A 12680-nucleotide genomic window follows, 5' to 3' on the forward strand; every position below is an offset into this window, starting at 1 on the left:
TTTGAAGCGGCTTTTTTATGGTTCAATAATTTTTATTGTACGATCATTTTGGCCCCCAGTTCATCGGCAAATTCTTTACCTTTAAACTTCTCAACAATCTTTAACGCAAATTTGATGGCTACGCCGGCACCTTTTCCTGTGATTATGTTTTCGGCTTCTTCCACCGCTTCTCCGGTAATAATTGCTCCATGTAATTCATCTTCAAATCCCGGGTAACAAGTTGCTTGTTTTTCTTTAAGCAAACCCAGGTTACCAAAAACCATTGGAGCAGCACAAATAGCGGCCAGTGGTTTTTTCATATCTTCAAAATTCAAGATTTGTTCTCGCAGGCCACTGTGTGCTTTTAAATTTGCTGAGCCCGGCATTCCTCCCGGAAGCACAATCATATCGATGTTATCGTAATCCAGATCTTCAAATAAAGTATCGGCTTTAACGGTAATTTCGTGTGCTCCGCCAACTTCCATAGAATTATTCATGGAAACAACGGTAACCTCAAAACCGGCACGGCGAAGTACATCAATAATACTTATGGCTTCAATTTCTTCAAATCCTTCGGCTAAATGAACTGCAATTTTCTTCATACTCTTAATTTATAATTTGAAATAATACCCCTCTGTCAATCCGCGCTTAAGCCTTACGCTGACGTCTCCACTAAAATTAGGGAAAAAATAAGGTATAAATTATTTTATAAAAATAAAAAAGATTTAGGGTTCGCGCAGGAATAAGGATGTCTTCTTTTTAAAAGATGACATCCTTTTATTCCATAAAAAAAGGCCTTCAAAATTGAAGACCTTTTAAAAACCAATACACGTTATCTCTATTATTAATTTTCTGAATATTCGTTTAATGCTTTCTCAAGTTTTTTACGGGTAAAGAAAATGCGGCTTTTAACTGTACCTAAAGGTAAATCAAGTTTTTCAGCAATTTCTTTGTATTTGTATCCTTCTAAAAACATGCGGAAAGGAACGCGATATTCATCTTCTAAAGCGTTAATGCTTTTGTTAATTTCTTTTGAACTGTAGAACGAATCAGGCGCAGGATAAACTTTGTCTTTCGAGAACATCAGATGGAAATCGTTGTTTGTACCATCAAAGGTGTTCTTTGTTTTTACGTTTCTACGGTAGTCATTAATGAAGGTGTTCTTCATAATGGTGTAAATCCATGCCTTGAAATTCGTGTTCTGTGTAAACTTGTCACGATAAGTTAATGCCTTAAGGAAAGTCTCTTGCAACAGATCGTCAGCTCTTTCCGAGTCAGCAGTTAAACTTAATGCATAGTAATGCAATTTGTCACTCAAGCCGAGTAAAGCGTTATTAAATTGAATCTGAGTCATGGCGTCTTATTTTTAATTTGTCTAAACAAATTTAAGTCAATCGGGTCCCTTTTTGCAAATAAAAGCTGACATAAATCAGTTGATTCTATCTATGCTGGATAAAGATTCTCTATTGCGGTAACGTGTTGATTGGTCAAAGGTTACGGAAACCATTGTTAAGTCTGTGTTTCCATAGGGAATAGCTGTTATAGAGGTTGTCGATATCTGGTTGTAAAGCTTATATTTGTCATTCGAATTTGCGGCAGGATGAGTCGATAATCTAAAAAACTTACAAAATTGAGTGCATGCTGTCGTTTAAAATTCAAACAGAGACATTATGAAAAATTCAAATTTTAATCATGATGCGCCATCTGTTTTAACTTTCAGAAAGTGGGGAAGGAAGAATTATTCTTCTTTTCTAACTGTCAGGAAACAAGTTGTCATTTCAGTATTATCGGTAGTTTATTTGCTATCAGCACCGGTAATTACAATGGCTACTGTTCAAGACACTTCTGAAGTTAAAATGGAGTACGACCTTGATGAGATCGAGGTTAGTGCGCAACGAACACCTGCATTGTATTCGCAGGTTGCACGGATAATTTCCGTGATTGAGAGTAAAGAAATTGAGGCGGCGCCTGCTCAGAGTGTTCAGGACCTGTTAGAGTATGTTGCAGCTATCGACGTACGGCAACGGGGAACTGAAGGAGTACAGGCGGACGTTAGTGTTCGCGGTGGTACTTTTGACCAAACGTTAATCCTGCTTAACGGCATCAACATCACCGACCCGCAAACCGGCCATCACAATTTAAATCTTCCAGTTAGTTTAGCCCAAATCGAACGAATCGAAATTCTCGAAGGACCGGCTGCACGTGTTTACGGACCCAATGCTTTTTCGGGGGCTATTAATATTGTAACGCGTCAGTCTGCAGATTCTGAAATTTCTGCTGCTGTTTCGGGTGGTAGTTTTGGTTATTTCGATGGAAATTTAGCTGGCTCGTTTTCAACCGGAAAAATGCAGCACATGCTTGCCTTTAACGGAAAACGATCGGACGGTTACACCAACAACACTGATTTTGATGAGCTGAATGGTTTTTATTCCAACCAGTTGAATACCGAAAAAGGTGTGTTGAAGTTTCAGTTGGGCCTTTCGGAAAAAGGATTTGGTGCGAACAGCTTTTACACGCCAAAGTACCCCAATCAGTACGAAGCCACAAAAACATTGTTCACCTCGCTGAAATGGGAAGGAAACGGACCATTGCACCTCACTCCGGTGGTTTATTACAGGCGGCATCACGATCGGTTTGAACTGTACCGAACCGACAAGTATCAACCAACGAACGACGGTTACAACGTTTGGCAAAACGACACACTGCCGGGCTGGTATTCGGGGCACAATTATCACCTAACGAATGTTTATGGCGCGAACCTGAACTCGTGGGTAAAATGGGCGGCCGGAAAAACTGCATTTGGTGTTGAATTCCGCCGCGAACAAATTTACAGTAACACGCTGGGTATCGATATGGACGAGCCAAAAGATGTCCCGGGAGAAGATGCACAATTTACCAAATCGGATGACCGGAATACGGTTTCCGGATTTTTGGAACATGCCTATTACATTAATAACTGGACGTTCACTGCTGGATTGATGGCGAATTACATTTCGGGAAGTGACCTGGGATTAAATGTCTTTCCGGGAATTGATGTGAGTTATAATGTATCGGAAGCTGTGAAAATCTATTCAAGTTACAACACTTCATTACGCATGCCAACTTTTACCGACCTTTATTACGATGGTCCGTCGAACATTGGTAACCCCGATTTGAAACCTGAAAAATCAGCCACTTTAGAAGGTGGTTTAAAACTACGGTCGAAACTGGTGCGCGGACATGCAGTACTGTTTTACCGCCACGGAAAAGATATTATCGATTGGGTGAAAGAAGACCCAACATCAGAAATATGGCAACCCCAAAACTTAACCGAAATAAATAACCTGGGAACTGAAATTCAGGCACAGAGGCTGTTCCGAAATGAGTTTGGAAATCGGTATCCGAATTTGCAAATCAGTTACCTATATAATAATGTAGAAAAAGGCAATGCCGATTTTGTGTCGAACTATGCATTGGATAACCTTAAACATAAACTGGTTGGATCGCTTAGCGAGCAGCTGGCAAAAGGTTTAACACTCGATCTGCATTTTGTTTTCCAGGACAGGGAAGGAAGCTACACCCAATTTGAGAATAAAATGCCTGTTGGCGAAGTGGCTTACGATCCGTTTTGGATTTTCGATGGTAAGCTGAATTATACGAGAAATAAGTTTAGAATATTCGCTTCAGTAAACAATATTTTCAACAAAAAATACAACGATATTGGCAATGTTATACAACCGGGCCGATGGTTTAAAACCGGAATAGCGTATAAAATTGGCTTTAATTAAGTTGTTTTTATGTTTGGTTTAAATTCTTAATTATTAATATTTTGAGCCGGGAGTTTGCTTAAGGAAGCGGGCTTCCGGCTCTTTACTTGACGGCACTCACTTTTTGAAATCTACAAAAATTGTATCTTCGCCGAAAATTAGATAGTCATGTTAAAAGGTATATTAGCAATTTCAGGACATTCGGGGCTGTTCAAAATGCTTGCCGAAAGTAAAAACAGCATTATTGTTGAATCGTTAGACACAAACAAACGTATGCCGGTTTATTCAACCGCAAAGGTATCGGCTTTGGAAGATATAGCCATTTACACTTACGAAAGTGATGTGCCGTTAAAAGACGTTTTTAAAGCCATTTCTGATGCAGAGGATGGCGGAGCTGCTCTCTCTCACAAATCATCGGGAAATGAGTTAAAAACTTATTTCGAAAAAGTACTGCCAGAATATGATCAGGATCGTGTATATGTTTCTGATATAAAGAAGGTGTTACAGTGGTACAATGCTCTGCAGGAAAAGGAAATGCTTGATTTCTCAGAACCTGAAGAGGAAGAAACAACTGACGAAAAAGAAGATTAAAACAGTTTATAATTGTTAACGGCTTTGGGATTTCCCAGCGAGTCGTTTCGATCAACAAGAATATTAAAAAGTTTTGCAGTGGCAAGCGCATCGCCGGCAGCGCGGTGCCTGCCATTGATCTCAATTCCCAAATCGGTACATAGTTTTCCTAACGAATAAGATGGGTGTCCGGGAAGTAATTTTCGCGACAATTTTACCGTACACATCGTTTTTCGATGATAGTCGTAACCTAAACGCGCATATTCTTCTTTAATGAACTTATAGTCGAAACTTGCATTGTGTGCAACAAAAGTCCGGCCCATTGTCATCTCGATAATCTTTTTTGCTACCTGGTAAAATTTTGGTGCCGTTCTCACCATCTCATTATCTATTCCTGTAAGTTCTGTAATAAAAAAAGGAATATCCATTTCTGGATTTATCAGCGTGGAAAAGGAGTCAGTAACCTCTTGTCCATTATGTTGGTAGATGGCAATTTCGGTAATTTTACCGTTTTTATAACTCTGCCCGGTTGTTTCTATATCGATTATTGAAAACAAAATGTTTAATATTTTGAATTAATTGAATTGAAATCTTTAAATTTGTTAAAAAATATTATTAAGCATGAAATTAAGGCATAGAACTTTTTTTGATTCGTGGAAATTAATTTCTAAATTGCCCTAAGAATTCAACAAACAACAAAAAATAATTTCAAAACTATGAAAAAATTTACTCTTTTCTTATTTGCATTGGGTTTGTTCATTGGTTCTGCCATTGCTCAAAATTCCGATAATAAATGGGCCATCGGTGTAGGACCTGGTATTGACTACAATATTGAAACAGATGATACCGGTGTTCTCGCTAATTTCTACATTAGCCGCTATTTGAGCCCAAGATTTGATTTAATGCTCGATAACAGATTGTCTTTCACTGATGGAGGTACAGATGTATTTGCTACCTTACTTAACCTGCGTTTGAAACTTTATAATGAAGATATGGCAATCCAGCCATTCCTTTTTGGTGGACCTGGTTATATGTGGGATAATCAGGCAGACGGTGTTACATTTGATTATGGTGCCGGTTTGAAATTCCCTGTTGGCGAAAAAACATCGCTATTTATAGCAGGTTCATATGTTAATAGTATAGAGGGATATCATTCTGGGCAACCGGAAAAAGGATGGACTGACGAACATTTCATGGTTACCAGTATCTTGGAATTTGCCATGGGTAAAGCCAAAGATGAAGATGGTGACGGTGTAAGTGATCGTAAAGACGAATGTCCAGGTACGCCTGCAGGAGTACAAGTAGATGAAAAAGGTTGTCCGATCGACACTGACGGTGACGGAGTTCCTGATTATAAAGATGACTGTCCTACAGAACCTGGCCCAGCTTCTTTAAATGGTTGTCCTGACAAAGATGGTGACGGTATTGCCGATAAAGATGATGAGTGTCCTGATACTCCTGGATTGGCTAAATTCAACGGCTGTCCTGATTCAGACGAAGACGGAGTTCCTGATCCAAAAGACAAATGTCCTGATACACCAAAAGGATGTCCTGTTGACGCTGACGGTTGTCCGCTTGATTCAGACGGCGACGGTGTAATCGACTGTGAAGACGATTGTCCTTCAGAAGTAGGTCCTGCAAGCAACAATGGTTGCCCAGATTGGAGTGAAATTTCAATTCCAACTATCTACTTCGATTTCGACAAATCAACTCTGAGACCAGAAGCTCAAGCTGAATTGGATAAATTAGCTGATCAATTGAACGCTGCTAAAGAATACGACATCGTAATTGGTGGTCACACTGATGACATTGGTACAGAACAATACAACATGGGACTGTCTGAAAGACGTGCTCAGGCTGTTGTTAAGTACTTACTGAGAAAAGGTGTGAACAACGCTTATGTAGGTTCTAATAACTATGGTGAAACTAAACCGGCTGTTCCTAACACAACATTAGAGAACAAACGCAAAAACCGTAGAGCAGAATTTGAAGTTGCAAAAGTTCGCAAGTAAGCTTTAATTAAATATTATCGAAAAGCTCTGTCATTTGGCAGGGCTTTTCTCGTTTATGGCTGTAATGTATTATATTTGCGGTCTCAAAAAAATAAGCTTGATTATGAGTATCGAAAGTTTGATTCAGAAAGGAACCGTTGAAGGAATGAAGTCTTTATACGGTGCAGATTTACCAGAAAACCAGGTACAGGTGCAGAATACCCGAAAAGATTTCGAGGGCGATATAACCGTTGTGGTGTTTCCTTTTTTACGATACTCAAAAAAAGGACCGGAGCAAACTGCCGAAGATCTTGGAAAATACCTTGTTGAAAACATTGAAACCGTAGAAAACTTCAATGTAATAAAAGGTTTTCTGAATTTGGAGATCAGCCAGAATTATTGGCTCGGCGTTCTTAAAAGTAGCTTTGCGAATTCGGAATTTGGATTAAAACCGGTTACCGACGATAGTGAGTTGGTAATGGTTGAATACTCGTCGCCAAACACCAACAAACCGCTTCACCTTGGCCACATCAGAAACAACCTGTTGGGATTCTCTATCTCTGAGATTTTGAAAGCCAACGGTAAAAAAGTGGTAATGACCAACATTGTAAACGACCGTGGTATCCACATCTGTAAATCGATGTATGCCTGGAAACAATGGGGTAACGGAGAAACTCCTGAAAGCATAGGAATGAAAGGCGATCACCTAGTTGGAAAATACTACGTTGAATTCGATAAACATTACAAAGCTGAAGTTGCTGAACTGGTTGAAAAAGGTGTTTCGAAAGAAGAAGCCGAAAACCAGGCACCATCAATTATTGCAGCCCGCGAATTGCTTAGAAAGTGGGAAGCAAAAGATGAGGAGACAGTTGAGCTTTGGAAAATGATGAACAACTGGGTGTACGCAGGTTTTGACGTAACTTACAAAACACTTGGTGTTGGTTTCGATAAAATTTATTACGAGTCGGACACTTACCTTATTGGTAAAGAAGAGGTGTTGAGAGGTCTGGAAGAAGGTACTTTTACAAGACGCGAAGACAACTCGGTTTGGGCCGATCTTACCGGTGACGGATTGGATCAGAAAATACTTTTACGTAGCGATGGTACCTCGGTTTATATGACCCAGGACATTGGTACGGCCAAAATGCGTTTTAACGATTATTCGATCGACAAAATGGTTTACGTGGTGGGTAATGAGCAAAACTACCACTTCCAGGTGTTGGCTATTTTGCTGGATAAACTTGGATTTAGCTGGGGAAAAGATTTGTACCACTTCTCGTATGGCATGGTTGAATTACCATCAGGAAAAATGAAATCTCGCGAGGGAACCGTTGTTGATGCCGACGACTTGGTTGACAACATGGTGGAAGTAGCCCGCGAAATGTCGGCTGATTTAGGAAAACTTGATTCGCTAACAGGTGACGATGCCGAGAATACCTTTAAAATGATTGCCCTTGGTGCGCTGAAATATTTTATTCTGAAAGTAGACCCACGTAAGAATATGATGTTCAACCCGGAAGAATCGATCGATTTTAACGGAAATACCGGGCCATTTATTCAGTACACTTACGCACGTATTAAATCGGTTCTGCGCAAGGCTGCCGATCAAAATATTACTATTGACGAGAATGTGACTGTTGAATCGATTTCATCAAAAGAAAAGGATTTAGTGAAACGTATTTCGTTATTTCCTGCAGCTGTGGAAGAAGCCGGCGACAATTACAGCCCGGCAATTATTGCCAACTACTGCTACGAATTGGTAAAAGAATTCAACCAGTTTTATCACGATCATACAATACTTGGAGAAGCTGACGAAAGTGTGAAAAACTTCCGTCTGGTGCTGGCGTCAGCCGTTGGGCAGGTGGTACAAACCGGTATGGGCTTGTTGGGTGTTGAAATGCCAGAAAGAATGTAGATCCAATAATCAGAACAAGCGCTAAATAAGCATTACAGATAGCTGTATCATATAACAACCCGTTTCAATATTTAATTTGAAACGGGTTGTTTGTTTATAGCTTTTTATATCAATGTGATTTTAGGTCGAAAAACCTTTTAAAAAAGAAAGGAGGCCATCTTCAAAGCCTCCTTAATGTCTTTTGCAATTTGATGTTGCACTTCTGATTTAATGGTTGAAAGAGGTTTGCACTTCCTTCCTTGTCCACTTATATATTCTGAAAAATGGGGAAAGGTAACCTTTAAATCTTTAGATATGTTGCTATTTAAAACCGTTCTAATTGGAAAGTTTTGGTGGCTAACGGCTTATAAAAAATCGCTCCAGCGTTTTAATAAATCACGTTTGCAACTTTCGGCAATAAACGGATCGTTTACCGCTTCTTTTACTTTTTCATCAAATTCATCGGCATAAAGTAGGGTGTAAACTTCGTGTATCGATAGCGATTGTTTTTTGTCGATAAGCTCCATGCTGTCGCCGTGATTTACGTGGCCATTTTCCAAAATCCTGACATAAACACCCGAAAAACCGGAGTCGACAAACTGGCGTACAATATTGTTATCGTTAAACCTGAACTGCAGTTTAAAACAAGGTTGGCGTGGTTGGGTAACCTGTACGACGGCCTCACCAATTTTATAAGTGTCTCCTATATTTATTTCCTTTTCGTGCAGACCTTCCACTGTAAGGTTTTCGCCAAACATTCCCCAGGGCAATTCTAAATCAGGATAAAGGTTTTGCCAGTATTGGTAATGATCCGCTGAGTAGAGGTAACATGCTTTATCAACGCCGCCATGGTATCTGCGGTCCATCACATTGTCGTGTTTTACATCTTCTTTACCCAGAAAAATCCCCTTGTCAACACCAAATTTGTACAAACCGGTTGGGACCTCTTTTCCCTTCCATTCAATTATCCGGGCTTCAGCAATATTTGTTGAGATGATTTTCATTTTTGTGTTATTTCGATCCGTAAGTTGACGGAGAGAAATCTGGTTTAATTGGCTGCAAAGTAACAGATCTCGCAGTCATTCTTTCTTTAAGCTAACAGAGCGAACTGCTAACTGCGACTGTAAACTGATTAAGCTATCTTCCGTTCCTTTTTAATGTTCTCGTAAGCCTGATTTACTTTTTGGAATTTCTCTTTTGCAGCATTCTGCACTTCGTCACCCAGTGTGCTAACTTTATCTGGGTGGTATTTCATTGCCATACGACGGTAAGCTTTTTTCACATCGTCGTTGCTGGCCGATCGGTCAATTTCAAGTATTTTGTAATCGCCATCGGTATTAGGAACAAACATGGCCTGAATCGATTCAAAATCGTTATTTCCGATACCCATCTGATTACAAATATGTGTAATCAACTTTTGCTCTTCCACATCAACCTGACCATCGGCATGGGCAATTCCAAACAAAAAATGAACCAGCTGCAGGCGTGCCGAGTAGTTCATGTTTGCTTTTATCTGCTGGCAAACTTCGTTAACCGGAATGGTTTGTTGCAGCAGGTCGCGTAACATTTTAATGGCTTCCTGTGCCGAGTCTTCGCCAAAGTTGTGCACCATAAATTTCTTTACATAGTCGAGCTCCGATTTCAGCACTTTTCCATCGGCTTTCATTACGGCAGCCACCAAAACCAAAAGGCTCATTACATATCCGCCGGTGGTAGTTGTTCTGCTCGAGTAGCCAGTTCGTGTTCCACGTTGCACGGCTTCCTGGCCGCCATCGAATATCGAACCTATCGTAAAACCTATAATTGCGCCAATAGGACCGCCGGCAAAAGCACCTAGTCCGGCTCCTATCCATTTACCAAATTTTGCCATATTCTTTTAATTGTTTATCGATTTCAATGATTTGAGGAATCAATAATGTTTTGTTGTCGTTTTTAATTTCTTTTGAAGCGAGTTCGCGTTTCTGCTCATCGTTCCATTGTTTGCCCATCCGTTCTTTAACAGCTTCAACTGTTGAACCATCTCGCTTCGTTACGCGGTCGATCCGCATATTTTCGGGTGCAGTTACTAAAATCGTATAATCCATCATTTTATAGAAACCGCTCTCAAAAAGAATCGCCGCTTCGTGAACGACGTACGGACTGTTTTGCTGGTCTGCCCAAATCATAAATTCCTGCCGCACCACGGGATGAATTAAACCGTTTACCTTCTGCATCTCTGCGTTATCAGTAAAAATGATGCCAGCCAGCTTTTTCCGGTCAATTATGCCGTTTGGTGAATAAATGTCGTGGCCATACCAGTCAATAAGTCCGGTTTTGATTATCTCATGCGAATTCACCAGTTTTTTTGCCCAAATGTCGGCCTCAAAAACAGGAGCTCCCAGAAGCTTGAAAACCTGGCAAATTACCGATTTTCCGCTTCCAATTCCACCTGTAATACCAATCTTTAAAGCCATTTTTTAATACGTTTCAATGAGGTATTCTACCGATTCTGGAGTAAAGCGCGAAATCTCAACAAACGATGGTTTATCGGCTATGTTCACCCTCAGGCGGCTTTCGCTGTTACTAATCGATGCATAATCAACCACTGCCCGAAAGTCGGCATCCGAAATATTGTCGAATTCACTCAAGCCTACAATGCAGTTAAGCGTGAGTTCCGATGGGAACAATTTAATCCTCACATCGGCCGGTTTGTTGATAACCTGTATAGGAAGGCGAACCTGTTTTTCGGTGTATTTTTCCACATCAATTTGCAATAGCACCTCGGCCGGAACAACAGTGGTGGGCTCCGGATGAATGAGTTTTACATTTCGGGTAATCGTTTTATCCACTTCTTCGAACGACCGTTGTGTAGTGGAGAGAAAACGAACCGTATCGACTACCGACGCGGGACCTGTAATTTTAACTTCCGAAGGTTTTACCTGCACCGGATTTTTTAGATTAAACTGAGGTTTAAATTCGATTGAAACATCGGCTTTTACCGGAACCGTTTTGGTTTTTAAGCTGTCGAGAACGATTCGGATGATATCAGGATTAACCTGCTGCAGGCTAATTTCGTTACTAATCTGGCTCGAAATTCGTCGGATTAAAGTATTGCTTGCTACCAGATACGTGCCGTTGTTCGACTCCAGATTCTGCGTAATATTCGTCAGGTTTAAAATAATGGGCGAATACGAAAAATTGAGTTTATGGCGCAAAAGAGTAAAACCGTGTGCATCAACTTTTAGATCAAGTTTTTCAGGAGGTTTATTGGCCAAAAACTGGTGGTTGGGCGGACTTACATACCGAACGGGGTAAGCGATAGTTGTAGAGTAATCTTTTTCCAAAGCATTTAAAAACCAGAGCACTGTGGCGATAACCACGCAAATTAAATAAACGATTACTCGTTTGTCGTTTTTAAGTTGCTCAATTTTTAAATAGCCCGTTATTTTTTCAATGTTCTTGTTCATTCCGGTAAAACAGCAAAATTAACGAAAAGTAGCAATTAATACCGACATCAAAAACGAAGCTTGCAAAATTCCTCTTGCAAGCTTCGTTTTTTAAGAAATGTATATTTCAAAGTTTTAAATTCTCAAACGGTTTTTAAATTCCGGGGATACTCGATTTTAAAGGCGTGAAATTTGAGTCGTCGATAACTACTGTATTACCAACTGAAACATCGCGCGCCGAGAACAAACCCAGAATACGTTTCCCGTCGTTGGAACTCAGGTTGCTTGGTACATTTGCGGGCGGAACACTAAACGGACTTCCGGCCCAAGCCTGATCATTCAGTGCCCAGTAAAAGTCGTATACTGCCGATGAAATTGAAAGTTGTTCTACACGTATGGTGTCTCCATCATGCAGAATTTTATCTTCCTCTTCTTCTTCCCAGTCAAGATAGATAAGCATGTCGTAAATGTAATTACCGTCAACCAGTTCATCGCTGGCAAAAGCCAGATCCTCTGCATCGTACAGAAGCTCGTCGTTAATGTAAATATCCCATTTATAATAATGCCCCAAGCCAGGCGTTTCCTGCGAATTAATGAAAATACCCAGGTATTCGTAATCACCTATATTACTTAAATTTACTTTTACTGTATCCAATATCTCAACTTCCTGTAAATAATCTTCTGCAGTAATTACTGTTCCGTCCGGTGTTGTAATTGTTAAGGTGTATGTGCGGCCGCTAACTCCCGGATAAGTAGTTCCGGCAGGCAATACATAAATTCCTGTAGTTCCTTGTTCTTCGAGTGTTACGGAATTTGGCGAATCGGCATTGTCGCTTAACACAACCACGGCATTATTGATTACCGGGTTTTGTGCTGTTTGATTTACCGCAAGCGTGCGTTCCAATTTTACATAAACGTTGTTTTCTGCTTTTGTGTTAATGTACGCTTCAACGGCTATCAGGTCAATATCTTCGTCGTTTAGTTCCACGTCAACCACATCTTCGCAGGCGGTTAATGCAACAATCGCAAACAGAAGAATGATAATTCCTTTTATTATTTGTGCTGTTTTCATGGC

At 40.3% G+C, this 12680-nt stretch carries 12 protein-coding genes; 4 read left to right on the forward strand and 8 right to left on the reverse strand.

Annotated elements, in window-relative coordinates; translation table 11 throughout:
• Positions 1-32: 32 nt before the first annotated feature.
• Positions 33-581: a DJ-1 family glyoxalase III gene (locus QZ576_RS02605; protein WP_297093837.1), complete on the reverse strand. Its 549-nt coding sequence runs from the start codon at positions 579-581 to the stop codon at positions 33-35.
• Between the two features lie 242 nt (positions 582-823).
• The gene (locus QZ576_RS02610; RefSeq protein WP_297093838.1) at positions 824-1333 is read right to left on the reverse strand and encodes an RNA polymerase sigma factor; all 510 of its coding nucleotides are present in this window, start codon (positions 1331-1333) and stop codon (positions 824-826) included.
• A 316-nt stretch (positions 1334-1649) separates the two neighbouring features.
• On the opposite strand from QZ576_RS02610, the gene QZ576_RS02615 reads away from it, so the two are divergent.
• Both QZ576_RS02615 and QZ576_RS02620 read left to right on the forward strand, forming a co-directional pair.
• Entirely contained in the window at positions 1650-3746 is a 2097-nt protein-coding gene (locus QZ576_RS02615; protein ID WP_297093839.1) for a TonB-dependent siderophore receptor, read from the forward strand.
• A gap of 147 nt (positions 3747-3893) precedes the next feature.
• Entirely contained in the window at positions 3894-4316 is a 423-nt protein-coding gene (locus tag QZ576_RS02620; protein ID WP_297093840.1) for a DUF5606 domain-containing protein, read from the forward strand.
• On the opposite strand, the gene QZ576_RS02625 is transcribed toward QZ576_RS02620, so the two are convergent.
• Positions 4313-4852, reverse strand: coding sequence for a PolC-type DNA polymerase III (locus QZ576_RS02625; protein ID WP_297093841.1), 540 nt, complete (start codon positions 4850-4852; stop codon positions 4313-4315). The two genes, QZ576_RS02620 and QZ576_RS02625, sit on opposite strands and share 4 nt — an antisense overlap.
• Before the next feature lie 159 nt (positions 4853-5011).
• Between QZ576_RS02625 and QZ576_RS02630 the strand changes: the two genes are divergently transcribed.
• A complete protein-coding gene (locus QZ576_RS02630) occupies positions 5012-6307 on the forward strand; it encodes an OmpA family protein (protein WP_297093842.1) in 1296 nt (431 codons plus the stop codon).
• Positions 6308-6410: 103 nt separating this feature from the next.
• Positions 6411-8201: an arginine--tRNA ligase gene (gene argS / locus QZ576_RS02635; protein WP_297093843.1), complete on the forward strand. Its 1791-nt coding sequence runs from the start codon at positions 6411-6413 to the stop codon at positions 8199-8201.
• A gap of 344 nt (positions 8202-8545) precedes the next feature.
• Here argS and QZ576_RS02640 read toward each other — a convergent pair whose 3' ends face one another.
• From QZ576_RS02640 to QZ576_RS02660, 5 genes are all read right to left on the reverse strand, one after another.
• Entirely contained in the window at positions 8546-9184 is a 639-nt protein-coding gene (locus QZ576_RS02640) for an MOSC domain-containing protein (RefSeq protein ID WP_297093844.1), read from the reverse strand.
• 128 nt (positions 9185-9312) lie between these two features.
• Positions 9313-10050, reverse strand: a complete 738-nt coding sequence (locus tag QZ576_RS02645) for a TerB family tellurite resistance protein (protein WP_297093845.1) — start codon at positions 10048-10050, stop codon at positions 9313-9315.
• Complete coding sequence (gene coaE, locus QZ576_RS02650) at positions 10034-10633, reverse strand: dephospho-CoA kinase (RefSeq protein ID WP_297093846.1); 600 nt, start codon at positions 10631-10633, stop codon at positions 10034-10036. The genes QZ576_RS02645 and coaE overlap by 17 nt, the downstream gene beginning before the upstream one ends.
• 3 nt (positions 10634-10636) lie before the next feature.
• Positions 10637-11626 (reverse strand): CdaR family protein, encoded by a 990-nt coding sequence (locus QZ576_RS02655; protein ID WP_297093847.1) that lies wholly within the window; start codon positions 11624-11626, stop codon positions 10637-10639.
• 133 nt (positions 11627-11759) lie between these two features.
• Positions 11760-12677: a DUF4249 domain-containing protein gene (locus QZ576_RS02660; protein ID WP_297093848.1), complete on the reverse strand. Its 918-nt coding sequence runs from the start codon at positions 12675-12677 to the stop codon at positions 11760-11762.
• Positions 12678-12680 lie beyond the last annotated feature (3 nt).

It is taken from the genome of uncultured Draconibacterium sp. (assembly GCF_913060805.1).
Classification (GTDB): Bacteria; Bacteroidota; Bacteroidia; order Bacteroidales; family Prolixibacteraceae; genus Draconibacterium.